The organism is Psychrobacter sp. BI730 (assembly GCF_013414195.1).
Classification (GTDB): Bacteria; Pseudomonadota; Gammaproteobacteria; order Pseudomonadales; family Moraxellaceae; genus Psychrobacter.
In genome coordinates this window covers 49539-75546 of sequence record NZ_JAATTV010000001.1, presented here as the reverse complement: position 1 = coordinate 75546, position 26008 = coordinate 49539, and the positions used below count along the sequence as shown (strand labels likewise).

Genomic DNA, 26008 nt, shown 5'->3' with positions numbered 1-26008 from the left:
CATTTGAGCAATACATTAGCATGAATTTAGTCTAAAACAATAACAGTAAGCGATACTGAGCAGTACATATATTAACTTATAAGAATATATTGGCTCTTTTATCTCATAAATGAAGGATTAAATAACTAATATTGGTGAGTTGATAAAATACAAACGAATGTAGATGCCAAAATTATTGCGGTAAAATAAATTGATCTTTTTTATTAAAGAATCTTCGATAAATAAGTAATGCACTGATGGTGCAGCCAAGCGTGCTGCTGACACATATCAGGAACATAGTGACTATTTGATAGCGTACGGCTTGAGTGGGATCGGCGCCTGCTAGGATTTGACCCGTCATCATGCCTGGCAAGCTAACAATACCGACGACTAGCATAGAGTTCAGGGTTGGGGTCATGCCATTAGTAATAGCTGCTTTTATCTGCTCATGGACGGCTTCGAATGGCTTAGCAGATAGACTGAGCATCATTTCGATACGTCCAGATTGCTCATGAAAGGATTCAATCAATTGATTGCTTGTCAACGAAATGGCAGTCAGAGAGTTCCCTAATATCAGACCCAATATAGGAATAATGAATTGCGGTGTATACCAAGGCTGCACATTTAAAATCGCTACAATCGCAATCGCCGTTACTAGTATTGCTGAGATACTGACTGCCAATAACGTATCTGTTAATAACCCTTTATAGCTGCGTTTAACGCGATTTTTGGCGGCACTTCCTGCAATTAGAGTCATGACCGTTAAGATAAGTAGTACTTCATACCATTGTTCACGTGCAAAAATCCACGCCAGTATCAGCCCAATAAAGCTAAGCTGTATAATCGTACGAAGTGCCGCTATCAAAAGGGTCTTGCTTAGTCTTAACCGTAAGCGCCAAGAGATGAGTAATACAATGATAATTAGGCTGCTAGCAAGAGCAATATCACTATAAGTGAGAAAAATTTGCATATCATTCGTACCACTCGTATGAGCTTATTTAGGAAGTAATTATGGTAATAATATATGGTGAGGGTTGAAGTTATTAACGTGCTAAATTGTCCGAGCAGCTACATGAAGACTTACTCATTTGATTAAATATTGCCAATCAAGAGGATGTCAAGAGTCTGCGGTGAGTACACCTGCTTGCATATGCCAATGTCTATTTGCCAAAGGCATGATATCTTTTGTGTCGTGAGTTACCCATAGGAGTGTGCGCTGCGCATCTACGTGTAACCAGTTGATGAGTAAGTTGACTAGCTGTGCTGAAGTGCCCATGTCCAAAGCAGCAGTTGGCTCATCTAGCAATAGAACTTGTGGATTGAACTGTAATAGACGCAATGTATTGACCAGTTGGCGCTCGCCACCAGATAAATGCTTGGCGTCTTGTTGCAAAAAATCTGCACTTCTATCTAAGTGTTCAAGCTGAGCAATATGCCAGTCTCTATCAAAATTCTGCGATTGATGAGCATGCAATTGATAAGGCATTTGTAAGTTTTCAAGGACACTGCCGTCTAGCAACTGTGGGTGCTGAGCGAGTAGGGCAACTTGCTGGCGCCACAGTACAGGTGAAGTCTCATGAATATCGTGATAAACATTACTTGACGTGCCATCATCCAAACGAACAGTACCACCGCTCATTGGCAATAATCCTGCTAATATTCGCAATAGTACTGATTTACCGCTACCAGACGCTCCAGTCAAAACAGTGACTTGCCCTGACAATAGCGTACCGCTCGCATCGCTTATTAGCGTTCGATCATGAGTTGATGGCTCTTTATCCAGTGGAGTGTTTGCGGTTAGCTTGCTTGTCCATTTTTGATAAATGCTAGACGACATAGAAGGTTTTTTCAGTGCTTCTTTGCTATTTTTAATGCTTTGAGCGTTTATCGTCCGTTGGCTATGTACCCATAGGTTATCAAATTCAAGCAACACTCTACCCGTATCTATGCTCATAGCAGTTCTACTGCTGACCATTTACTTGCTCAGCGATAGCTTGTTCGATCGTAACGCGCAGTTTTTTTGGTACACGAATAGGACGCATTGGTGGGGTTGTCGCTGAAGTATCTGGTTTATCGCTGCCTATCTCGTCATTACTCATTGGCTCTGGTTTGACGAGGTTTTGTACGCAGGCAATGACAATTTTGGTACTGCTTAGTAGCTGGCTATCATCTGTTTCGTTAGTACTATGATTTGGTAGATTGCGATAGATACTTTGATAAAATATGATGCTGGCAGGTTTTAGCTCCACTTTATCAATACGTACGCTAATTACCTCATCTAATAGAATGGCTCTTTTGTATTGCAAGTCCGCCCGACTCACGACAAAATGCTGTACTTCACCACTGTCAGTCTGCAAAAAATACCCATTTAAGCCAAGCTCAGTAAACCAGTCGCGTCGGCAGTTTTCAAAAAACACCAAATGATTGGCGTGATAGACTATACCGCCAGCATCAGTATGGTTAATATAGACGTTATAATCTTTAGCAAATAATGGTTTGGGGTCATCATTCATGGCTGATGTCGTATTTTTTTGCTTCATTGTTGTCATAGTGATGCTCGATATTTTTAATAAGTATTGTTGAATAAAAGTGTTTCAGATAGACCAATAATAGATAGTGCTTATAATAGAGTTACTCTAGCTCAAGATTTCAGGCCATGCAACCGCTAGAACCGCTTACATTTGTTATCATAGTCGTTTATATTTCACCCATTTATAGAGCGCTATATTCTAACCAATCAGTATAGGACAGTTTATGACCCGTTTTGTCAGTTTTAACATCAATGGTATCCGTGCACGTCAGCATCAGCTCGAGGTGGTGCGCGAGGTAATCGATCCTGATATCATGGGCCTACAAGAAACCAAGGTTCATGATGATCAATTTCCGCTTAGCGATATCGAAGGACTGGGCTACCACGTCGAGTACTTTGGACAAAAAGGGCATTACGGCGTTGCACTATTATCCAAAGCTGCACCTGTATTCGTACAAAAAGGTTTCCCTGGCGAAGATGAAGAAGCCCAAAAGCGCTTTATCCATGCACGTTATGAGTTTGAAGGTCGTGAAGTGGATGTGCTCAATGGTTACTTTCCGCAAGGAGAGAGCCAAGATCACCCGACTAAATTTCCTATGAAGCGTGCTTATTATGCCAATTTGATGACTTATATTGATACGCTAAAAGCGGAAGGTCGTTCGATTATCGTCATGGGTGATATGAATATCGCACCAGAAGATATCGATATTGGTATTGGTGAAGTCAATGCCAAACGCTGGCTAAAAAATAGAAAAACCTCATTTCTGCCAGAAGAGCGCGAATGGTATTCGGCATTGATGTCGCGTGAGCTGACAGATACTTACCGTCTGCATTATCCAGAGAGCACTGAGTTATACAGCTGGTTTGATTATCGCAGTCGCGGCTTCAACGATGAACCTAAGCGCGGGTTACGTATTGATCATATCCTATGTACCTCGGATCTAATCGATAAATGTATTGATGCTGGTATCAGTTATGAGCTACGTGCTATGGAAAAACCGTCTGATCATGCACCGATTTGGTCAGCATTTGACTTAAAGAAAGCGTAATACTTATATGCCGTGATGCCTATATATAGTCAATCTTATGTAAACTAGGTACGATAATCAGCTTACTCAGTTTATTAGTTATAGAGCTGAAGCTAGTGCTTCTTGTATTTGAATAAGCTTAAACTGACTATAGTATTTATCACTTCGTATTACACAAATAACGATAAAAATTGAGAAATAAGGATTTTATTATGGCTGTTGGAAATGTATCAGTACCTGACGTTATCTATCCTATCGATGGTATTAAACTCAGTGCCACAGCGGCAGGTGTCCGTTATAAGGACCGCGATGATCTAGTAGTTATCGAAATATCTGACAAAGCTACTACTGCGGTTGTAACCACTAAAAACACCTTTTGTGCAGCGCCAGTGCGAGTATTGCGTGAGCACTTTGCTAAGGTTAGTCCGCGCTATTTAGTCACCAATACGGGTAACGCAAATGCAGGTACGGGCGCTGATGGCAAGCGCCGCGCTATTGATATCTGTACAGCATTGGCTGACAAGGCCGGTGTAGATACCAATACGATATTGCCATTCTCTACTGGCGTGATTGGTGAGCCGTTAAATAGTGATGCCGTCATCGCAGGTTTGGATAATGCATTGGCTAATCTAGCGTCTGATAGCTGGCTAGCCGCTGCTAATGGCATTCGCACGACAGATACTATTCCTAAATTAGCCAGCCAAAAAATTGATGTAGCAGGTACTAGCTATCATGTCACTGGTATGTCTAAAGGCTCAGGAATGATACGCCCAAATATGGCGACCATGCTAGGCTATGTGGCGACAGATGCCAATATCACCGCTGACTTACTGCAAGAAATGCTAAGCGCTATCAATGAGCAGTCTTTCAACCGAATTACTGTCGATGGCGATACCTCAACCAATGATTGTTGTGTGTTGATTGCAACAGGTGCTGCTAGCTCAGAGGTGATTGATAGTCCAGAGCATCCACATTATCAGCCTGTACTTGATGCATTAGCTGATGTGTTTGTTCGTCTGGCACAATTGATTGTGCGTGATGGCGAAGGCGCTACTAAATTCATGACGGTCAAGGTGACTGGTGGTCAAACCACGCAAGAATGCTGCGATGTGGCTTATGCAGTCGCACATTCACCCTTAGTAAAAACGGCATTCTTTGCCAGTGATGCTAACTGGGGACGCATATTAGCAGCAGTGGGCTATGCTGGTATTGAAGACCTAGATACAGAGCAAGTCGATGTGTATCTAGATGAGGTAATGATTTGCCAAAATGGTGGGGTTGCACCTGACTATACAGAAGAGGCGGGCAAAACAGTCATGAGTCGACCTGAGATTACCATTCATGTTGACCTTGCACGTGGCGATGCCAGTGATACCGTATATACCTGCGATTTATCATACGATTACGTCAAAATAAACGCTGATTATCGTAGCTAGTACTTCTCCATGAAACAGAATTTGCATAGTTGTATAAGAGCCAGAACAATATTTGTTTTGGCTTTTTAATGTCAAACTTCTGCTCAGTAGCAAATAACTCTGCTATTCAATACGCTTCATTAACATCAGTTGCAAAAGCTGACGTTACTTTACAAAGTAGTCATAGAGGGTAGGACGACTAGCGACCTATACTGGTTTCAGTAAAAAGCAAACAACCTTATTAGCTTGTAGCAAAGCAAGATAAGGTGTTCAAAATAATAATTTTATCTAAGCAACCATAAGTTAGTAGTTAAGCCAGTAACTAAACTATTAATAAAGAATCAATAACAATTATCTGAGGATTGAATAATGAAGAAATTAGCACTTGCAGCATTGATGACAACTTTTGCCCTGTCTGGTTGCTCTACGATGAGTATGGATGATGAGCGCACGATGGTTGTTGAAGGACAACCTATGAATGTAAAAGTAGTAAACATCCCAAGTTTTGAAGTAGAAATTGCACCGCGTAAAGCAGTATGTGACTTAACTGCTACTGATGGCAGCATGGTCGAATCACAGTGCTTGCAGTATCGTCAAACTTATCAGAAAAACTACACCACGCTAAACGGTAATATTCAAGGCTTTACCTATGAGCCGAACTATCGTTATGTCCTAGATGTACGCCAAGAAGCAGTAACCGCAGAAGGCTCAAATGTCGTACAGCCAGTTTGGATTCTAAATGAAGTGGTATCAAAAACTGCTGAATAATATTGATATCAATACATAGACGATAAACCAGTTATACATGACAAAAAGGCCTCTAATTTGTTAGAGGCCTTTTTACGTGTTTATTGTTAGTAAATGATGTTCTGAGAAATCAAATTAGCATTGACTGTAATTGACACTGACGCCGCGCGTTGCCGTAGGGATTCTATTATCAGCATAAACTGCCAAACCGCCTCGTGCCGTCTCTTTATATTTATCAGACATATCAGCACCTGTTTGCTTCATCGTCTCTATCGCTTTGTCTAAAGAGACAAAGTGTTGACCATTACCTCTACAGGCTAGGCGCGCCGCATTGATTGCTTTAACTGCACCCATCGCATTACGCTCGATACAAGGCACTTGTACCAGTCCGCCAATAGGATCACAAGTAAGGCCTAGATTATGCTCAATACCAATCTCAGCTGCATTTAGGCATTTAGCTGGCGTGCCATTCATGATTTCTGCCAGTGCGGAGCCTGCCATTGCACACGCAGAACCAACTTCACCTTGGCAACCGACTTCAGCACCAGAGATTGAAGCATTTTGTTTGATAAGGCTACCGATAGCAGTGGCGTTTAGCAAAAATTTACGAACGCCATCTTGGCTGTAGTTGGGCAAAAAATCACGATAGTAGTGCAGTACGGCAGGAATGATACCTGCTGCGCCATTGGTTGGCGCTGTAACTACTTTGCCGCCATTTGCGTTTTCTTCGTTAACGGCGAGCGCGTACAAATCGACCCAGTCCATAGCGGCTAACTTATCAGTCTTGGTGATAGGTTGGTCTTTTTCAGCACACAGCTGTGTATGCAAATCTTGGGCACGACGCTTTACATCTAATCCGCCCGGCAGGATACCGCCATTTTCACAGCCTTGCTTGACACAGTCTTGCATCACTTCCCAAATGCTATCTAGATAAGCAAAAACTTCTTCTTTGGCATGGAAGTGACATTCGTTTGCCAGTACCAATTCGCTGATGCTCAAGTCATGCTCACGACATTGCTCTAGTAGCTCTGCTGCGTTATTGAACGGGTAGGGAACTCTATCGATGGTCGGGCTGGCATGATCTTCGTCTGGGTTAGTCGCATCTTCTTCATTAATGACAAAACCGCCACCGACTGAATAATACGTCTGCTGATAGCGAACGCCTTCAGTTGAGATAGCGCGTAGCGTCAATGCATTAGGGTGATAAGGTAGCACAGTATCGTCATACCAGTAGATGTCTTGCTCTGTATCAAAAGCAATCGTATGCGTGCCTGATACATTGAGAATTTTGTCAGAGAAGATAGGAGATAGGTAGCTGCTGGTCATGAGTGTGTCTATCGTGCTAGGCGTATGTCCAAGCAGTCCTAACAATATAGCCGTATCTGTTGCATGGCCTTTTCCAGTCGCCGCCAAAGAACCATACAGCTCAATCTCAATGGTCTTAACCGCAGTCAGTTCCATCTGCTCAGTTAGCGAGGTCAAAAATAAGTTTGCAGCGACCATCGGTCCGACTGTATGCGAACTGGATGGGCCGATGCCGATTTTAAATAAATCAAAAACACTGATCATAATAAGTCACCAAAAATTTTAAGCGCTTTAGCCTATTTTATCTATGGCATTGGGCGCTTTTGTGAAAAATATAATAGACAGCCGTCGCTCCTAGTCACCATTGATAGGTGGGCGCGAGACACTATTTATGAAGGTTATAAGGTAAATGAGCACTGAGGGCAATCGAATAATAACTTTTATTTATTTTGAAACTCCGTTATCATGCTCGCAGTCAACAACTATGTAACATCCTGTAAGTTGGTTATCATCGTAAAATAAGACGGATTAAAAAAGACTAAATTTTTCAGTCAGACATATCCGTATTCATACATCTAGCAAGATATGGCTATCATACCAAATAATACTTTTGGTTTGTCATATTACAACATAAATGAATGAATTAGGATGACATATTATAGATAGAAAGACTTAACGTTTTGCTATTTATACAAGCCCTTAGAAATATATCCATTTATTAATATACTTATTTTATCAGTTATTCTAGCCTATTACTTTAGCTTAGCTCACATAGGACAAGCGCGCATGCCATCTCAAAAAGACCCTTCATCAACGTCAGACAATAGCGCTCAAGATCTATCGACTCAAAATGCCTTGGAGTCTGCAGGCATTGATTCAGCCGCTATCAATTACCCGCACAATCCAGATTTTGAAAATGGCCGTTGGTTTCCGACATGGCGTCCTTATAAGGGCGACTTGGATCGTGATCCAGTCGGTATCAACGACTATTTACCTCCGTCAAAAAGCGTATTGCTCGGTATACAGCATACATTTGCGATGTTTGGTGCAACCGTGCTTGCACCTTTATTGATGGGGTTTGATCCTAACTTAGCTATCTTGATGTCTGGTATCTGTACGGTAATGTTCTTTATGATTACCGGTGGGCGCATGCCGAGCTACTTGGGATCAAGCTTTGCTTTTATTGGTCCAGTCATCGCGGTGACCGCTTATGCAGGCGCAGGGTTTAATGCCAATTTGAATGTTGCGCTAGGCGGTATTATGGCCTGCGGTATTATTTACGCATTGATTGGTCTGCTAGTGATGAAGACAGGTACAGGTTGGATTGAGCGCTTGATGCCGCCTATTGTGACGGGTGCGATTGTCATGATTATCGGTCTTAATTTGGCGCCAGTGACCATTCAAGGGGTGTCTGCCAATCAGTTTGATGCTTGGATGGCTACCTTGACCGTATTGCTCATTAGTGGTGTTGCAGTATTTACTCGCGGTATGTTGCGTCGTCTGTTGCTACTCGTCGGTCTGGTTCTGTCGTACGTTGCTTATTTCGTCATGACCAATATTCTAGGCTTTGGTACTGCGATTGATTTTAGTACGGTAGCCGCCGCTTCATGGTTTGGACTACCAAGCATTCATACGCCGCGCTTTGAGATGAGCGCTATTATCCTAATTGCACCTGTGGCCTTTATTTTGGTGGCTGAGAACCTAGGGCACTTTAAGGCAGTAGAGGGCATGACCAAGGCTCGTGTAACGCCTTATATGGGCCGAGCATTTTTGGCGGACGGTTTGGCCACGACCTTTTCAGCAGGATTTGGTGGTACAGGTGTTACTACTTACGCTGAAAACATCGGTGTCATGGCGGTTACCAAAGTGTATAGCACGACGATATTTGTCGTAGCAGGTTTGGTTGCTATCATATTGGGACTGTCACCAAAGTTTGGTGCGATCATTCAGACCATCCCAGCGGCTCTATTGGGCGGTGCTTCTATTGTTGTCTTCGGCCTTATCACGGTTGCTGGGATAAAAATCTGGATCGATAGCCATATTGATTTTAGTAAAAACAGCAATCTGATTATTGCAGCAGTAACGGTCATTATGGGTACTGGTAATTTTAGCTTGCATTTGGGTGGCTTTGATTTAGGCGGTATCGGTACTGCTACTTTAGCCGCTATTGTGTTGAATGCCTTGTTTAACCAAAGCTCTGAAGCGAAATAAGTAATGCTGATGAGATTGAAGTTGGCGCCTATCAAATAAAGACGATCAAAGCATATCTCATCTAACAAAAAGCGCCCATGCTATCGATAGCATGGGCGCTTTTTTGTATGGCAATGTTGAGCAGCAGTAGTAGCGAACAACAGTATTGGAACTATTTATAATCTCGCTTATAAAATCTCGAAAAAAATCGATAGCGGCGAAGGGCGCGTGGCTTTGGTTTCAATGAGCCTAAGTAAATAGCAAACATCGTTAGTAATGCGCCACTCCACTGTAAAGTGTTAATCGGCTTGTCTAGCCAACTATAGTCAATGACAAGGGCTGCAACAGGTTCAGTCAACAATAGCAGTCCAGTCAGTGCTAGAGATAGCTTAGGAATAGAGTAGGCAATCAACCCCCATGCCAAGCACTGCATCACCGTACCATAGATAAGCACCCAGCCAATCTCAGACCATGTATTGGGCAGGATATTACCTGTATCAAATACAAACATCGGTATAATCATGGCTAAGACGCCGCCGATACTGATTAGCTGCATGAGCATAAATATAGGCGTCGGTTCAGTGTCATGCGTTTTGCGGATAAAGGTCATCGAAGCCGCTAACATGGCACCTGACACAATACCAGTGACAAAGCCCCAAGTCGCAGCGGTGTTATGTGCAAATTCAGGACTACCTATCATCGCCACGCCTGTCATGGCTAAAAACAAACTAATAAGCTGCACGATAGACTGACGCTCATTAAAATACAAAAACCCAATCGCAGCCAAGAAAAATATTTGCAGACTATTAAGCAGCGTCGAAATACCAGGCCCAACCGCATAAATACTCTCATGCCACAGCGCCAAATCTAATCCTAAAAACGCCCCTGATAGTAGCGCATAAAAAATGGCCCGTCTTGATTTGGGCATTCGTTGGCCCATTATTTTAGCCAATACCGCAAATACAATACCAGAAACAGCCAATCGCCAAAACGACATGGCCCAACCACCAATATCGACGTGAGCGACAATTAAGCTGCCCAATCCAAAAATGATACAACCAATGACTAAGCCAATAGGTGCAGATCGCGTTGAAGCAATAGCCATAATTTATCCTTATAACAGTATTTGAATAACAGCACTCTTATTATCATTGCATCATGTCAGAACTTATGTTGACATAGAGCCATATTGTCGTGGTTTTAAACGCAAAATGAAATGGCAAAACCACAATTTATTATGCTGAATGCAGATGCTATCGCTGTAAGGAAAATTATTGGGCACGTTAGACGCAAATAAATGACCAAAGTATCTGATATAGTTACGTTTTTCACAATAGGCTTATGATAATTGGGTAATAGTATTTATATCAAAATATTTGTATCAGGGCGACGATTCGTAGGAGTATGAAAGAGCATAATGTATGCAAGTGATATTTCTGTACGGAGAATATGTGTGTAACACTTTAAGCGACATTAACGATGCAACACATGTATAGTAGATTGACGATATAATGTACTTAACGTCTGATTTGTTATACCAAACAATCTATATTATTTGTCTAGGTTTATTTATGCTTCAACGATTGCTATCAAAAAAACAGCCACATACATTGTCTGGCTTGCTACCAAAAATATCGCAATACAGTTTTGTCGTGACGATGCTATCTAGCGCATGGTTTTTGATACCTAGCGCACATGCCGCCAGTTGTAAAATCCCAAAAAGTTATTACAAAAACGTCTCCTGCACAGCCAGTAGCAGTTACTTTTTGGCGATCAAAGACTTTGGTGCGCCGGTAGCGTTAATTGATAAAAAAGGCAAACGAGTCGTGGATTTGTCACGTTATCAAAAAGTCGATGCCGATAAACTGTCAGGTGGACTGTTGCCTGTACTGCGCAACAGTCGCGTCGGTTATCTCAATATGCAGGGCCGCGAAGTCGTGCCTGCCATGTACGATATATTGACAGAGAGTCAAGGATGGGCGCGGCCTGTATCGGATGGGCGTATCGTGGTAAAAAAAGAGGGTAACTATGGTGTGATTAACACAGCCAATAGTACCGTTGTCTCATTTTCTGCAGCGATTGATGATATTGATAATTATCGTAATGGGGTGGCGCGTGTACGCAAAGGCCGTGCAACAAGTTGGGTGGATAGAAACGGTAATGCAGCGAATGATCCAAATGCCCAGAACGACACTCAGGCAGTGAATAAATCTACTTCTTCTAACGAAAAACCTAGCGCAGCATTAGAGTCTGTACCAACGCGTTTTACGACACTTCAATCGCGTCAGCAAGATGGTAAATGGGGTTTCGTCGATGACAATAATGTCACGATGATTACGTATTCATTTGATGAAGTGCGTCCGTTTTCTGAGGAATATGCTGGCGTGCGTATCGGTGAAGAGTGGGGCTTTGTCAATTTAGGCGGTGAGCTGGTGATTCCTTTTCGCTTTGCTAATAATGGTGTGAACGCTAACGATAGCTATCAGGGCAAACCATCCTTCGTATTTATAGGTGGTAAGGCGTGGATTGGCAACCTAAAGAATGGGAATAAAATGTGTATTGATAAGGAAGGCGCTGGCGTTGCTTGTGATTGATGCAATTACCAAGATTAAACAGGCAATAAAAAAGAGTGTAAAACCTATGAGTTTTCGATAGGTTTTACACTCTTTTTTTTGACATTGATGTTTTTAAAGCTAGTTGCTCGATAAATGATTACTGATTAAGTCAACCATATAAGGCTGATAATACTCTGGAATATCGTGTGCCATGCCTTCGATGAGATGGAACGTAGCATTAGGAATGGTCTTGGCAACGACTCGGCCCTGTGAGGCAGGCAGGAGTCCATCAGCGCTACCATGTAATACAATCGTCGGTGCTTTGACTTGCTTACTAAACCGACTGATAGAGCCTGATGCTAAGATAGCATTGAGCTGCTGTACTGTACCAAGCGGGTGAAAATTGCGCTGATAGCGAATCTTGGCGATTTCACGGACCATACGCACATTCACATGACCTGGTGTACCAACGGTCTTCATAAACCAAACACTATGACGCACGATATCACGCTCAGAGTGGCTCTCTGGACGATTGATAAGGGTGTATAGCTGTTTGGGCTTTGGCGGCTTTAAAAACGCACGATTGGTCGTGGTAAACATAAGCGCCATTCGCTGCACTAAGCTTGGATAACGTGCCGCCACGATTTGTGCAATCATACCGCCCATCGAAGCCCCAAGCAGGTGTGTCTTACCAAGCTTGAGTGCTTTAATCAAACGTGCGGTGTCTTCAGCCATATCCGTCAAGTTATAAGCAACCTGTGTGCTTTTGTTAGACAGCCCTGTCTGTAGACGAACCATCATTTTGAGCTGGCTAATACGCGGCAAGCCTTCTATCTGTACTTTAGAAGACAAGCCGATATCACGATTATCAAAACGAATCACAAAAAAACCAGCATCGATAAAGCGCTTAATAAAATTGTCTGGCCAAAATATCATTTGTGAGCCTAGCCCCATGATCATCAGCAGCGGCGGATTGTTGGGGTTACCGCCAGCTTCGACACACAACTCAATACCATCACCGATGTCAATCATTGCTTGACGAAGGTGCTTACTCAAGTCAGAGTCGCGCCATTGATGCTCCCCAAATTTGCGCCACTCAGGAGTAGGGTAGTTATTCAGATGATCTTCTAGATTGTTATCTAGCGTTTCAGGCAATTTGGCACTATTGATGTCATTTGATTTTGTCATGAAGTGTCCTAATTAGAGGGTCATCTACTACAGCTCAAGCATCTCAAAATCAAGCTTGCCGACACCGCACTCAGGGCAAGTCCAGTCATCAGGGATGTCTTCCCACTTAGTACCAGGTGCGATACCTTCTTCTGGGCAGCCAAGCGCCTCATCATATATCCAGCCGCAGACAATACATTCATAACGTTTCATAAATAGTCCTATCGATCATTACCAGTATTACAGTTACAGCGTGCTATAAACGCTCATTTTTAATATTACAGCTATTATATTAGACTGCAAAAACGCACGTAGTTTAGCATATAACCGCAATTTTCATAGTTAAGTTTACACTTGTATATTGAGATGACTTTTCTTTTATCAAGTCAATCACATACGTTACCTTATTAGCGCTTAATAACGAGACTGGACGCCAGCCCGCCATACAAAAACCAATTATGCTATAATAATCGCCGCTAAATTCACAGTAATGCTTAGCATTTATCGCTGATATATCATCCAGTTGTTGTCTTATCTAAACTAACTAAACCATCTAAATACATAAGCTAAGGGTCATCATGAGTACCAATGCCGCCGCCACATCCGCCACCAACAATGAGATGTCTCATGTGCTCAATACTGACCATCCGTTTTGGCAGATTATTCGCACAGTACCAGACTTTCCAAAAGCTGGCATTGATTTTTATGACATTACCCCGTTACTGCGCAGTCATATTGACGCTGTCATTGACGCGCTACTTGCCGCTTTGCCAGAAGGGCTTATGGACGAGGTAGATTGTCTGGGTGCGGTAGAAGCGCGCGGTTTTGTATTTGCCAGTATGCTAGCAGGCCGTCTAGGCAAAGGCATGATCTTGCTACGTAAACCAGGTAAGCTACCACCCCCTGTAGCCAACAAAGCCTATGCACTGGAGTATGGTAAAGACACGCTTGAGATGCAAAACAATCTACCGCCTGAGCGCGTACTATTGGTCGATGATATCTTGGCAACTGGTGGCACGTTGACTACTGCTTACGAGCTGTGTCAATCGGCTGACCATACTGTGGTCGGCGCGTTAGTATTATTGGACTTGGTTGACTTGCATGGCGAGTTCCCAGTACCTGTCTATACGGTACTAAAAGCTTAAAATGAATTGCAGTTTCTTTGACTACTAGACACGTTGTATTGTCGATATAGCTAAACGATTCTCCAAATAAAAAAGCGCCCTGATACTATGTCAGGGCGCTTTTTTATACTGCGTTAATGTTTTTTAGTATTGTGTTAAGTAGGCTATATTTATTGCTCTTCGTCTTGTTCGTAGTCTTTACAAGACTGCTCTATCACCGTACGACCAACTGTCTTTGGTGTGGTGACTTTAAAGTCTTTTGTCGTCAATATTGGTTTTTCTGACTGCCATGACTTAGTTACTTTGCCTTCAGCATCGTAGTTAACAAAGGCTCGTCTATAGTAACTGGCATCTTTGCATGAAATGAGTAGTTGTTGCTCACTATGGTCAATATTGCTTTTTTCTTCCTTCGAGTCATTTGTATCGGCATCTTTGTCTTTAGGATAGGTTCTAAGGATAGATACCATGATATTTTCGACGTCTTTTTCATCTATGATACTGATGTCAGAGCTTTCAATAGAATCCAAATCTATACTAAAAATTGATCCAGAGCTGCTCTCGGACACCTCTACCCAGTTAACTGCCTGGGCGCTGATCGCTAAAGCACTGCCTGCCAATAATATTGATAGCCGTTTCATATAAGCCTTGCTTCTTGTCATTTGAAGTAGGTAATGATAGCCAACTTACTATTAGTAGGCAAATATCTTTTGTGCCAGCCCAGTATCCGTCGTGCTCTGTCGTGTGGCTATTATTGTCCGCGAATGGCTGCCAATGTCTTAGCCAGCTCGTCACGCGCTCCGATAAAACCATCAATACCCTTAGGTAACAAGTCCTGTGTAACCTTGTCTTGCTGATACGCAGCACTAAACTCTTCATGCGTTAAGCTTACCTGAGTCATCGCCTTCATATCCATCGACATACTCGGAGACAGTTGGCGAGTTACCTCGGTATCCATGGCTGCCAACTCATCAATGAGGTTGGGAGCTATCGTCAACAAGTCACAACCTGCCAATGCCAAAATCTGCTCGGTAGAGCGGAAACTGGCGCCCATTACTTGCGTCTCGTAACCGTGCTGTTTGTAATACTGATAAATGAGCTTGACTGACTGTACGCCCATGTCATCAGAAGCTGGTACGTTTTGACGGCTTTGTTGGCGTTTTTGCCAATCTAGAATACGGCCAACGAAAGGTGATATCAGGGTCACACCAGCATCTGCACAGGCAATCGCTTGGTGTTGTCCAAACAGTAGGGTCAGGTTGCAGTGGATATTTTGAGTCTCAAGATAGCGCGCCGCCTCGATACCTTGCCAAGTTGCCGCCATTTTGATCAATACTCGCTCTGAATCGATGCCCGCTTTTTGGTAAGCATCCATAAAGGCCAGTGCCTTATCTATCGTCGCTTGAGTATCATAAGATAAGCGAGCGTCCACTTCGGTAGAGACTCGGCCTTCGATCAGCTCTAAAATATCGCAGCCAACCTGAATGGTCAGCGCATCGATCACGGCATCCACGTCACCATTGTGACGGCTCATGGTCTCTGACAACATGCCTTGGTTGTCAGGATGAATCAGAGCCTTGGTAATAAGGCTTGGGTTGGTGGTTGCATCGATAGGTTTTAAACGGGCAATAGCGGCAAGGTCACCAGTATCAGCAACAATCGTGGTCATAGTGCGTAGCTGTTGTAATGTGCTCATCAGGTATCCTTTTTTTTATTAATCACATGATGCTCCTCTTATATATAACAGGGTAGGGAGCTGAACTGGAACTGTAACACAGTTTTGGACAGGTGTTGCCTCATAGTTATGCTATGTGTCGCTGTTATCTGGCTCAGCTGTGCTAATATTAATAACAGTTGGTATATTTATACGCATTTACGCATGGGCACTGACCTTAGTTTTTGCTATAGTAGAGCCGGCTATGTATCAAGCTGCTGTATTTGGCAGTAAATATAGCATTAACGCCAAATGGCACTAGCAATATAAGGTGTTTTTGATAGACTGTTTTGAGGTTGATTTTGAATATAGTTTCTATTATCAGGCTTAGCCTTTAACTAAAAGCAGCAAACAGTCAGATTTGGCAATAGTGCTACCCTACGTAATAGAAATGTAATAGCCATATTTAAATAATAGTAATATCTAACAGCGATAAAATCTAAAAAGGATGGGCGGTAATGAGCGAGCAGTCACCAGAGCAAACAATGGATAATCTAAATCAAACCACTACAAGCGCTAGCGATACCGCAACTGAAAAAGAGTTTTTAGACAATATTCGCCAAAATATTGACGCAGTAGACTGTGAGATCCAAACGTTAATCAACAACCGTGCAAAGTTGGCTCAGCAAGTAGCCATGGTAAAGAAAAATCATACCGCCGCTGATGACAATAGCAATCCTATCTTTTACCGCCCTGAACGTGAAGCACAAGTACTAAAAGCTGTCATGGAACGTAATGCGGGTCCAATCGCTGATGAGAAAATGGCGCGCTTGTTTCGTGAAATCATGTCAGTATGCTTGGATTTAGAAGCGCCGCAGCGTATTGCTTTCTTGGGCCCTGTCGGTACCTTTACGCATGCCGCTGCGCTCAAGCACTTTGGTAAAGCAGCGGATACCGTACCGATGACAACCATTACTGATGTGTTCCGAGAAGTCGAAGCGGGTACAGCGATGTATGGCGTGGTTCCTGTCGAGAACTCTTCAGAAGGCGTGGTCAACCATACTCTAGATGGTTTCTTATCTTCTACCTTAAAGATCATAGGCGAAGTTGAACTGCCAATTCATCAAAACTTCTTGGTTGCTGAGCATACTAAGATTGATGGCTTGAGCCGTATTTATTCGCATCAGCAGTCGCTTGCTCAATGCCGTCATTGGCTAGATGTAAACTTCCCTAATGTCGAACGCGTTGCTGTATCAAGCAACGGTGAAGCTGCTCGCCGCCTCAAAAACGAATGGCATTCAGCTGCGATTGCAGGTGACGTTGCTGTTGCAGAGTATGGCTTGCATAAGCTCTACTCAAATATCGAAGACAATCCAAGCAACACCACACGCTTCCTTATTATTGGTCATGAGGCGATTGCGCCATCTGGTCAAGACAAAACTTCTATCGTCGTCTCCGCTCATGATAAAGCAGGCGCACTGATCGAAATATTGAAACCTTTGTCATACCATGGCGTATCGATGACCAGTATTGAGACGCGTCCTGAGCGTCCTAATAAGTGGGCATACGTATTCTTTATTGATATGAATGGTCATGTTAATGATCCAAACGTTAGCGCTGCCATCAATGATATTCGTCCATTGGTCAAAGATTTGCGCATATTAGGCTCATATCCAAAAGCTGTCCTATAGACGACCACCTATAGATAATTACAGGCTTACTCACTGGTATTCATACATAATAGATGGGTCTTAGCTTTTACAGATAGTATTCAAAAAAAGCATTTACAGACACCATCTAAGGATAAACCATGCAGACTACTCAATTGACCGCGTCAGATCTATCGCCGTTAACGCCAGCTTACGACAGTATTTTGGCATTGGCACCTTATCAAACTGGTAAGCCAATTGAGGAGCTGACACGTGAGTATGGTGTCTCAGATGTGGTCAAGCTGGCTAGCAATGAGAATCCAATGGGATGCTCCCCACGAGTGACGCTAGCAGTGACTGAGCAGCTAGGGCAGTTGTCGCGCTATCCTGATGGCAATGGTTACTATCTAAAGCAAGCGCTGGCTGATTTTAACGATGTCAATGCCAATCAAATTACCTTAGGTAATGGCTCTGATGATTTGCTCGATATTTTAGCACGCAGCTTTGTGGGTGCTGATGATGCCATCGTTTATAGCCAGTATGCTTTTGTGGTATATCCTATGCTAGCGAAGATGCAAGGTGCCACGGGAATTGAAGTACCTGCTCAACGCTTCGGCCATAATCTAAAAGCCATGAGCCAAGCGGTTCAAGACAATCCGAATACCAAAATCGTCTTTATTGCCAATCCGAACAATCCAACGGGTACGCAGCTAGAGCAAAAAGAGCTGTATCAGTTCGTTGCCAGTGTACCAAGCTCAGTCTTGGTGGTACTAGATGAAGCTTATATCGAGTATAGTCCTGAGAGTAACAACCGCGCCTTATTGGATGAATTCGATAATGTCATTATTGTGCGTACTTTTTCAAAAGCTTACGGGCTGGCAGGTTTACGCGTCGGTTATGCTCTAAGCTCGGTGGCAGTGGCGGATTTACTAAACCGAATTCGTCAGCCATTTAATGTCAGCCGTGTTGGTTTGGCTGCTGCTGCTGCTGCGCTTGCCGATCAAGACTTCATCGAAAAAACTCGTCTGATAAATGATGAGCAAATGCGTTGGTTAGAAAAGCAGTTTGACGCGCTAGGATTGGGTTTTGTGAAGTCGCATGCCAATTTTATTATGGTCGAAGTGCAGGTTGAGATGGAAGATATAACCGCTGCTTCTATCCATCAGGCACTACTTGAACAAGGCGTTATTGTCCGCCCGTTGGATGCTTATGGATTGCCTAACTGGCTGCGTATCACAGTAGGTGTGGCTGAAGACAACCTACGTTTGATTGATACTTTGCGTTCTATTTTGACTGAAGACTAAGCGCATCTATAAGTGCTTTGTAATTTAAAAACTGTTCTTAATTAGCCATTAAAATTTATAACACTAAGACTGGCTCTATCTATGTCTTAGTGTGTCCAACGAGAAAAGCCGTGAGTAGTCAGAAAAATAATAAACTTCAATCGTCTCTAAATACTACGCTACCTATATTTAAACAAGTTTGTGTGATTGGACTTGGACTGATTGGTGCCAGTTTTGCGCAAGCCATCAAAGACAATGGCTTAAGCGCGCGTCTGGTAGCAGTCGATAGACATGCGCCAAGTATTACAGAAGCTATTGAGCATGGTCTGCTAGATGCAGGTAGTGCAGACGCACAGGACGTCATCGCTGGCAGTGATTTAATCATTATTGCAGTGCCAGTACAGGCAGTCCAAGCAGTGTTTGTTGATATCAAACAAGCGATGGATAACGGACAGCTTGCCAGTGATTGCATCATGACGGATGTCTGTAGTACTAAGGTCAATATCATTGATGCCGCTAAAGCAGTGTTCGGCTCGCTGCCGATAGGATTAGTGCCAGCGCATCCAATTGCTGGGGCTGAAAATTCAGGGTATCATGCGCGCCGCGCCAGTTTATTTGTCAATCATAGCGTCATTATTTGCGAGCTACCGACAACCAGTGCAACTGCTATTGCAAAGTTGCGACTATTATGGGAATCAGTAGGCGCAAATGTCATGTCAATGGATGCTGAGCACCATGACCGCATATTAGCGCACACCAGCCATTTGCCACATTTACTTGCCTTTAATTTGGTTGAGCAATTGGCAAGCCATGATGATAATTTAGATATGTTTCGTTATGCCGCTGGTGGGTTTCGCGATTTTACGCGTATCGCTGCCAGTGACCCTAAAATGTGGCATGATATATTTTTTGCCAATCAAAGCGCGATTGTCAGCGCCCTTGATGAGTATGGTGTCTATTTACAGACGATGCGCCAACTTATTATTGATAAAGATTCAACCGCCCTGATGGGACTTTTGGGCCGCGCGCAAGCCGCACGGCGACATTTCGGCCATATGTTAGCCAGCACCCCTTATACGGATACTTCTCCTATGTCAGCTTCTTATAATATTACCCCTAGCAATACTGTTTCTGGCACCATCGCGATCCCTGGTGATAAATCTATCTCGCATCGCAGCATTATGCTGGGCAGTCTTGCCACAGGCGTGACAAATGTGACTGGGTTTTTGGAAGGGGAAGATGCGCTAGCGACGCTACAAGCATTCCGTGATATGGGCGTGACTATCGAAGGCCCTGACAATGGCAACTTGACCATCCATGGTGTCGGTATGAATGGTTTAAAACCTAGCAAAACGCCACTGTATATGGGTAACTCTGGTACCAGTATGCGCCTGCTGTCTGGTATCTTGGCAGCGCAATCGTTTGATAGCGTGTTGACAGGTGATACTAGCTTGAATAAACGCCCGATGGAGCGCGTGGCGGCACCGCTACGGTCTATGGGAGCTGTGATTCAGAGTACTGGTCATAGTGGTACGGCGCCGCTGAGTATCACTGGTCGTGACACGGTTGGCAAGCCATTACAAGGCACTGAATATGATATGCCAGTTGCTTCAGCTCAGGTAAAATCTTGCTTGCTACTAGCAGGTCTATGGGCAGAGGGTACGACAACGGTCACACAGCCTGAGATCAGCCGTGACCACACTGAGCGTATGCTATCGGCCTTTGGTTATCCGGTAACCGTTGAAGGCAATCGCATCAGTGTCACTGGTGGCGGCACACTAACAGGTGGCGATATCGCAGTTCCTGCTGATATCTCATCTGCAGCGTTTTTTATGGTGGCAGCGGCCATCAGTCAAAACAGTGAGCTGACCTTGACCCAAGTAGGTATCAACCCTACGCGTACTGGCGTCATTGATATTCTTAAATTAATGAATGCAGATATTAGCCTAAGCAATGAGACACATGTGGGCGGCGAGCCAGTTGCTGATGTTACGATTCGCAGCTCAAACCTAGTCGGTATTGAGATACCAGAGCATCTCGTACCACTGGCGATTGATGAGTTCCCTGTGCTATTTATCGCAGCTAGCTGTGCACAAGGTCGTACGGTATTGACTGGTGCTAAAGAGCTGCGTGTCAAAGAATCAGATCGTATTGCTGTGATGGCAGAAGGGCTACATACGCTTGGTATTGATTGTACTGTGACTGATGATGGTCTCATTATCGAAGGCAAAGGCGCTGCTACTGAAAATGGTGAAGTCAATAATGACCAACCTGTTTTTGGTGGCGGTCATATTGTCTCGCATCATGATCACCGTATTGCAATGAGCTTCTCTGTTGCCAGTCTGCGTGCATCCCAGAAAATTACCATTGAAGGGGTTGAAACGGTCAATACTAGCTTCCCAGGATTTGCTGAACTTGCCAACCAAATCGGTATGTCTATCCAAGTGGATACTGGTGCTGAGTAAGTCGCTAAGCTACCATTAACTCTTAAAAATTTAATCTAACATCGTTAGCAATGTACTCATGTCACTATTGGTATGAGTACATTGCTTTTTACCTTATAATCTCACTGTAGTAACCCTGCGCTTTCACGATTCGATTGACAATAATAATTAGAATTAGGTGAGAGCGCGCTTTGCTCTAAAAAGTTGTCCTATATTATGACTACCCAAAATGTCATCAAAAAACCCGTTGCCCCAATCACCACAACCAGACGCGGAATTATTACTGCGCTTATCGCGTTCTTTATTTGGGGTGGATTTCCGCTATACTTCAAGCAGCTATCTGATTATGATGCGACGGAGATCATAGGTCACCGTATCGTTTGGACGTTTTGTTGCCTACTGATTGTGTTAGTGGCTACCAAACGTTGGGGGTGGATAGAAACGCTCAAGCAAAACCCAAGATGGATTGCACTATCTCTATTGTCCAGTGTGATTATCGCAACCAACTGGCTGACCTATGTATGGGCGGTCAATCAAGACCGTATCCTTGAGGCCAGTTTGGGTTACTTTATCGGACCATTGGTTGGCGTTGCACTATCCATGATTCTATTCAAAGAGCGTTTGCGTCCTTTGCAATGGGTCGCTATTGGATTTGCACTGTTGTCTGTGGTCATTCAAGTGGTGATGCTTGGCAGTCTGCCGTGGATATCGTTGATTTTGGCGTTCAGTTTTAGTACTTACGGGACGATTCAACGACAAACGCCATTGACTGCTGTCGATGCCATGTTTGTCGAGACTGCAATGCTAGTACCTTTATGTCTGTGGTGGTTTTGGCAGTCTGATGTGGCAAGCCACCAACTGAGCTTTTGGTTTAGCTCAAACATTTGGCTGCTTATGATCGCAGGCCCGATTACGCTGATACCACTTTTACTATTCAATAAATCTACCAAGCTCGTTGCATACAGTATTCTGAGCTTTATGAATTATCTGACGCCGACCTTCATTTTCTTTTTGGCGGTGTTCTATTATAAAGAACCATTCGATTTACATCGTTTAGCAGTATTTGGTTTGATTTGGTTAGGTCTGCTATTATTCAGCATCGACCTGTGGCGCCATCGTCCAAGTAAAGCGTTAAAAGCGGCGCGTCTACGTGAAGAAGCGCTAAAATCGGTTAAGTAAATATTAAAAACACGAAAAAAATTAGCAAACAAGGATGAAAGCATGTTTCATACTCAGTCTGACGTGGTATTTATAAAAGGTCTAAAAGTCGATGCAGTAATCGGTGTGTTTGATTGGGAGCGAGCCATTACTCAGCCATTACTCATTGATATCGCGCTTGAGACTGACATTAGCCGTGCTGCTGTGTCAGATGATGTCAGCGATGCCCTGAGTTATAAAGAAGTCTGCGATGATGTGAGTGAGTGGTGCAAAGAGATTCAAGCAAAGCTGCTTGAGCATTTGGCTGGTCAGATCTCTGATAAGATATTTGCAAAATATGACTGTCAAAAAATAACGTTGAGCATTGCTAAGCCTACCGCTATTGCTCAAGCTGATGCGGTAGGGGTGCAAATAACGCGCTATGCGCCAGCATCAACCGACGAGCTAGCTACTAAAGAAGCTGCCAAAGAAGTTAATGACAGCCAAGCTGATGATGTATAAAACGTCAGTGGATTTGAATGTGGCAACGCTAATACAATGCGCACCTGAGACTGTGCAAGCGCAGCCTGTGGTAGAGCTAGTGTTAGCGCTAGGTAGTAACTATCAAGCCGACAAGTATCTCCCGCTTGCTAGGCAGCGATTAGCAGCGCTAGGTGAGGTGCGATTGTCTACGGCTTTTCAAAATCCTGATTTTACTGCGACTACCCAATTACCAAAACCTGATTATACCAATCAGTGTGTCCATCTAACATTGACCACACCGATGAGTCTGCAACAACTACAGCAAACTTTTAAAACGCTTGAAGGCGATTGTCATAGATGTCGGCAGACTGAGCCTAACCAAATAAGGCGTGTGACGATAGACATTGATATCTTGCTCATCAAATTATCAAAAGAAAATAATAGCCTAAGCAAGAAATTAGTATCTAAATCAATGTCTGATTTGATAGTAATGGCAGATCGTTATCCGTTTAAAGCGCATGAGGAAGCGGGAGTTAAAGAATTGATTTTAACCAAGCTATAGTTTGGCTAATAAGTAGCCGTATCTTAATCGCCATTGTATCTTGTTATCTGAAACCATCGCTGTTCAGTACTCACTCTGCCTTAACCCATCAGTTTCCTAGACAAAAATCTAATAAAAACTATGCGATTATCTAAGCAGTTGTTAGTATAAGTGACGATGTAATCTTCAAGATACTACTACCTATGCAAAAACCAATGAACTTTTTGAATAAAAAAATAATCAAGAGTTTAGTAGCAATCATCATTATATCTACTTTACCTGCCTGCGATAAATCCCCTTCCGAGCACCTTAAATCTTTTACCGAAGATAACTACCCTGTGGCAAATATGCCAGACGAGCCACTAGAAACTCCACTTGAGATTAATATTGAGCCCAAGCGCTTAGCCATGACCAGCTCATGGAGTGCAGGAGTAAAAGACGATGGTACGCTTTGGACATGGGGTACAGATGGTCTACTGCGCGAGACTAAGACAGGACAAGACCCAACGCCTAGGCAAGTCGAGGGCGTGAATGATGCGGTAGCCGTATCAGGTGCTGGTCATATGCTACTGCTTAAAGAGGATGGCACAGTATGGGGTTGGGGTAGTAACTATCATGGAAAGATAGATCCTAGTGATGATGATACATTTATTGAAGAGTTACGAGAGATTCAAGGAATTGAGAATGTTGTAGACATAGATGCTAGTGAGTTTGCTTCGATATTTTTAACACAAGATGGAAGCGTTTATATTTTAGGAAATAAGAATGACTATCCTAGCGAATGTAACGAGTTTAGGATATGTAAAATCACTATGTTTAATTATATGAATATAGTGAAAATACAAGGTAGCATTAGTACGATTTTCGCACTTAATGACAAAGGTGAAATGTATACGACAGGTTTTTATCCAAAAGATTTAGGACGGTTTGAAGATAATTCAGGGTATCAAAATTTCAAACACAAAAAAGATCTATTTGGACTTGAGAAGGTAAATGTTCCTAGAAAAGTAGCTGATTTCTCATATGGGTTCGGAAATTTTGCACTTCTAGAAGATGGTTCTTTATGGAGTTGGGGTGATGGTAGTGGTGGATGGACAGCTCAAGGAACGCTTCAAAATAGCCTCAAGCCTAAAAAGGTTGATGGACTTAGTAAAGTAGTGAAAATGAATTCATACTCTGCCAATACAGAAAATGGTGATTTATATATTTGGGGTATGTATACCTTTGAAGGAAAGCTATCCTCAAATCGAAGCAACATCTCTAAGCCTATTAAAGTGATGAGCAATATTACTATTTCTCAATATGCTGAAGGTAATGAAAATGCATTTATTTCATCTCAAGGAGATGCTTGGTTTTGGGGGTCAAACTATTTAGCACAATTTGGTACTGGCGAGATTCAAACAGAAAGATATGTTTCAAAAGAAAAAACCCTAATTCCAAGAAAATCACTCTTCAATATTCATACTAACAAGTAATTAACTAACTTTAAAATCAAGGATGCTTACTATGTCACAGTCGATTAAAGACATCTTTTATCACGCGCTACTAGCTCGTGCTGCTTACTCTGAGATGAAAAGCAACGACTCGCAAGATTGACATTTTCTAGAGAGTTAAGCAGGATTGGATAGAATCTACCATGTATGCGGACATGGTAGATTCTATCCAATCCTGCTTTAATTTCATTGTTTCTTCACTAAAATCTATATAAGCATTTGTTATCAGTCTATACGGCAATAGTACTGCCTACATTTAACGACTGTCTTAGCGATTTTTCTCATTATCTACGTCATTGATATCAGCACGACCAATCACATTTAAATCCTCTAGACACAGCTTATCGTATTTTTTCTTGCAGAAGCTAGGGTCGATATCGCACATTGCTGACTGCAATTGATCTAGGCGATTCTCTGATTGCTGAATGTGCTCAAGCATTTTAGCAAATGCTTCTGCGACAGGGTCTTGCGAATAGGGATCGATACCATAAGCGCGGAAGGTATTGGTACGTTTCGCGGTAGGGGTCGTATCAGCTGTTTGATCTTCGCTGCTGTCACCTGCTTTCGCAATTTTCTCTTGCTGCTTGGCATCTTGTACCTTAGTCGTAAGCGGGTTGCCTTTTTCATCATGATAATCTGAGATCATACGAGCCGCACTACCGACCATCGTTGCACCTGCTGGTACCGGTTTGACCACCACTGCATTTGAGCCAATTTTGGCATTTTTACCGACAGTGAATGGCCCCAATACTTTGGCCCCAGCGCCGACTGTTACACCATCTTCTAGTGTTGGATGTCGCTTGCCATTGTTCCAAGACACCCCGCCTAAAGTGACACCGTGGTATAAGGTCACATCGTTGCCAATCTCAGCGGTCTCACCGATAACGACACCGACACCGTGATCGATAAAAAAGCGTCTACCAATCTTAGCAGCAGGGTGAATCTCGATACCTGTCATGATGCGCGAGCCGTAGGAGATCACGCGAGCGGCTAGTTTTTGTTCATTGTTCCAAAGACAGTGTGCACCGCGATGCAAAACAAGCGCATGTATCCCCGGATAAGTTAGGATAACTTCCAGACTATTACGCGCCGCAGGATCTCGGGTGAATACTGCATCAATATCTTCTTTCAAATCGTTCTTGATGGTAACAAGTGATTTGAACAATTTGGATGGCAATGACATAAAGCGTCCTATCTATTCGTCGGTAGAGTGTCGTTGCGAAAACAGCGATGCCTCTAATCTGTGGTCATAAAGTTCGGATAATCAGGAATATATATTTTCGCTAA

The 26008-nt window shown here is 43.1% G+C and carries 23 protein-coding genes; 13 read left to right on the top strand and 10 right to left on the bottom strand.

The window, feature by feature from the left end; all coding sequences use genetic code 11:
• Positions 1-172 precede the first annotated feature (172 nt).
• The 3 genes from fetB to HCZ91_RS00270 all read right to left on the bottom strand — a co-directional run bounded on the left by fetB (position 173) and on the right by HCZ91_RS00270 (position 2528).
• The gene (gene fetB / locus HCZ91_RS00280; protein ID WP_179797235.1) at positions 173-949 is read right to left on the bottom strand and encodes an iron export ABC transporter permease subunit FetB; all 777 of its coding nucleotides are present in this window, start codon (positions 947-949) and stop codon (positions 173-175) included.
• Positions 950-1096: 147 nt separating this feature from the next.
• Positions 1097-1933: an ATP-binding cassette domain-containing protein gene (locus tag HCZ91_RS00275; protein ID WP_179797233.1), complete on the bottom strand. Its 837-nt coding sequence runs from the start codon at positions 1931-1933 to the stop codon at positions 1097-1099.
• A gap of 7 nt (positions 1934-1940) precedes the next feature.
• Positions 1941-2528, bottom strand: a complete 588-nt coding sequence (locus HCZ91_RS00270; RefSeq protein ID WP_179797231.1) for a thioesterase family protein — start codon at positions 2526-2528, stop codon at positions 1941-1943.
• Positions 2529-2733: 205 nt separating this feature from the next.
• Here HCZ91_RS00270 and xthA point away from each other — a divergent pair, with 205 nt between their 5' ends.
• The 3 genes from xthA to HCZ91_RS00255 all read left to right on the top strand — a co-directional run bounded on the left by xthA (position 2734) and on the right by HCZ91_RS00255 (position 5720).
• On the top strand, positions 2734-3558 hold the full coding sequence (gene xthA / locus HCZ91_RS00265; RefSeq protein ID WP_179797229.1) for an exodeoxyribonuclease III: 825 nt from the start codon (positions 2734-2736) through the stop codon (positions 3556-3558).
• A gap of 191 nt (positions 3559-3749) precedes the next feature.
• The gene (argJ, locus tag HCZ91_RS00260; protein WP_179797227.1) at positions 3750-4973 is read left to right on the top strand and encodes a bifunctional glutamate N-acetyltransferase/amino-acid acetyltransferase ArgJ; all 1224 of its coding nucleotides are present in this window, start codon (positions 3750-3752) and stop codon (positions 4971-4973) included.
• A gap of 348 nt (positions 4974-5321) precedes the next feature.
• Entirely contained in the window at positions 5322-5720 is a 399-nt protein-coding gene (locus HCZ91_RS00255) for a DUF4377 domain-containing protein (RefSeq protein ID WP_101204449.1), read from the top strand.
• A 114-nt stretch (positions 5721-5834) separates the two neighbouring features.
• Here HCZ91_RS00255 and HCZ91_RS00250 read toward each other — a convergent pair whose 3' ends face one another.
• Positions 5835-7268, bottom strand: coding sequence for an L-serine ammonia-lyase (locus HCZ91_RS00250; protein WP_179797225.1), 1434 nt, complete (start codon positions 7266-7268; stop codon positions 5835-5837).
• 522 nt (positions 7269-7790) lie between these two features.
• Between HCZ91_RS00250 and HCZ91_RS00245 the strand changes: the two genes are divergently transcribed.
• Entirely contained in the window at positions 7791-9215 is a 1425-nt protein-coding gene (locus HCZ91_RS00245; protein ID WP_179797223.1) for a solute carrier family 23 protein, read from the top strand.
• Positions 9216-9366: 151 nt separating this feature from the next.
• On the opposite strand, the gene HCZ91_RS00240 is transcribed toward HCZ91_RS00245, so the two are convergent.
• Entirely contained in the window at positions 9367-10299 is a 933-nt protein-coding gene (locus HCZ91_RS00240) for a DMT family transporter (RefSeq protein ID WP_179797221.1), read from the bottom strand.
• Positions 10300-10765: 466 nt separating this feature from the next.
• Between HCZ91_RS00240 and HCZ91_RS00235 the strand changes: the two genes are divergently transcribed.
• A complete protein-coding gene (locus HCZ91_RS00235; RefSeq protein WP_179797219.1) occupies positions 10766-11788 on the top strand; it encodes a WG repeat-containing protein in 1023 nt (340 codons plus the stop codon).
• 99 nt (positions 11789-11887) lie between these two features.
• On the opposite strand, the gene HCZ91_RS00230 is transcribed toward HCZ91_RS00235, so the two are convergent.
• Together HCZ91_RS00230 and HCZ91_RS00225 are read right to left on the bottom strand one after the other, a co-directional pair.
• Complete coding sequence (locus tag HCZ91_RS00230; RefSeq protein WP_057759800.1) at positions 11888-12937, bottom strand: alpha/beta hydrolase; 1050 nt, start codon at positions 12935-12937, stop codon at positions 11888-11890.
• A gap of 27 nt (positions 12938-12964) precedes the next feature.
• Positions 12965-13129, bottom strand: a complete 165-nt coding sequence (locus HCZ91_RS00225; RefSeq protein WP_057759803.1) for a rubredoxin — start codon at positions 13127-13129, stop codon at positions 12965-12967.
• Positions 13130-13536: 407 nt separating this feature from the next.
• Here HCZ91_RS00225 and HCZ91_RS00220 point away from each other — a divergent pair, with 407 nt between their 5' ends.
• Positions 13537-14061, top strand: coding sequence for an adenine phosphoribosyltransferase (locus HCZ91_RS00220; protein WP_179797475.1), 525 nt, complete (start codon positions 13537-13539; stop codon positions 14059-14061).
• Positions 14062-14210: 149 nt separating this feature from the next.
• Here the strand turns inward: HCZ91_RS00220 and HCZ91_RS00215 are convergent, their stop codons facing one another.
• Both HCZ91_RS00215 and HCZ91_RS00210 read right to left on the bottom strand, forming a co-directional pair.
• Positions 14211-14678, bottom strand: a complete 468-nt coding sequence (locus HCZ91_RS00215) for a hypothetical protein (RefSeq protein WP_179797217.1) — start codon at positions 14676-14678, stop codon at positions 14211-14213.
• A gap of 110 nt (positions 14679-14788) precedes the next feature.
• Positions 14789-15733 (bottom strand): transaldolase, encoded by a 945-nt coding sequence (locus HCZ91_RS00210; protein ID WP_179797215.1) that lies wholly within the window; start codon positions 15731-15733, stop codon positions 14789-14791.
• Positions 15734-16209: 476 nt separating this feature from the next.
• Here HCZ91_RS00210 and pheA point away from each other — a divergent pair, with 476 nt between their 5' ends.
• The 7 genes from pheA to HCZ91_RS00175 all read left to right on the top strand — a co-directional run bounded on the left by pheA (position 16210) and on the right by HCZ91_RS00175 (position 24703).
• Positions 16210-17382, top strand: coding sequence for a prephenate dehydratase (gene pheA / locus HCZ91_RS00205; RefSeq protein ID WP_179797213.1), 1173 nt, complete (start codon positions 16210-16212; stop codon positions 17380-17382).
• 119 nt (positions 17383-17501) lie between these two features.
• Positions 17502-18644 (top strand): histidinol-phosphate transaminase, encoded by a 1143-nt coding sequence (hisC, locus tag HCZ91_RS00200; protein WP_179797212.1) that lies wholly within the window; start codon positions 17502-17504, stop codon positions 18642-18644.
• A 110-nt stretch (positions 18645-18754) separates the two neighbouring features.
• A complete protein-coding gene (locus HCZ91_RS00195; RefSeq protein WP_179797211.1) occupies positions 18755-21088 on the top strand; it encodes a bifunctional prephenate dehydrogenase/3-phosphoshikimate 1-carboxyvinyltransferase in 2334 nt (777 codons plus the stop codon).
• A 195-nt stretch (positions 21089-21283) separates the two neighbouring features.
• Entirely contained in the window at positions 21284-22246 is a 963-nt protein-coding gene (rarD, locus tag HCZ91_RS00190) for an EamA family transporter RarD (protein WP_179797210.1), read from the top strand.
• Positions 22247-22288: 42 nt separating this feature from the next.
• Positions 22289-22726: a dihydroneopterin aldolase gene (gene folB / locus HCZ91_RS00185; protein WP_179797209.1), complete on the top strand. Its 438-nt coding sequence runs from the start codon at positions 22289-22291 to the stop codon at positions 22724-22726.
• Positions 22701-23249, top strand: coding sequence for a 2-amino-4-hydroxy-6-hydroxymethyldihydropteridine diphosphokinase (locus HCZ91_RS00180; RefSeq protein ID WP_257019920.1), 549 nt, complete (start codon positions 22701-22703; stop codon positions 23247-23249). The genes folB and HCZ91_RS00180 overlap by 26 nt, the downstream gene beginning before the upstream one ends.
• 182 nt (positions 23250-23431) lie before the next feature.
• Entirely contained in the window at positions 23432-24703 is a 1272-nt protein-coding gene (locus HCZ91_RS00175; RefSeq protein ID WP_179797208.1) for a hypothetical protein, read from the top strand.
• Between the two features lie 286 nt (positions 24704-24989).
• On the opposite strand, the gene cysE is transcribed toward HCZ91_RS00175, so the two are convergent.
• Entirely contained in the window at positions 24990-25904 is a 915-nt protein-coding gene (cysE, locus tag HCZ91_RS00170) for a serine O-acetyltransferase (RefSeq protein WP_179797207.1), read from the bottom strand.
• Between the last annotated feature and the right edge of the window lie 104 nt (positions 25905-26008).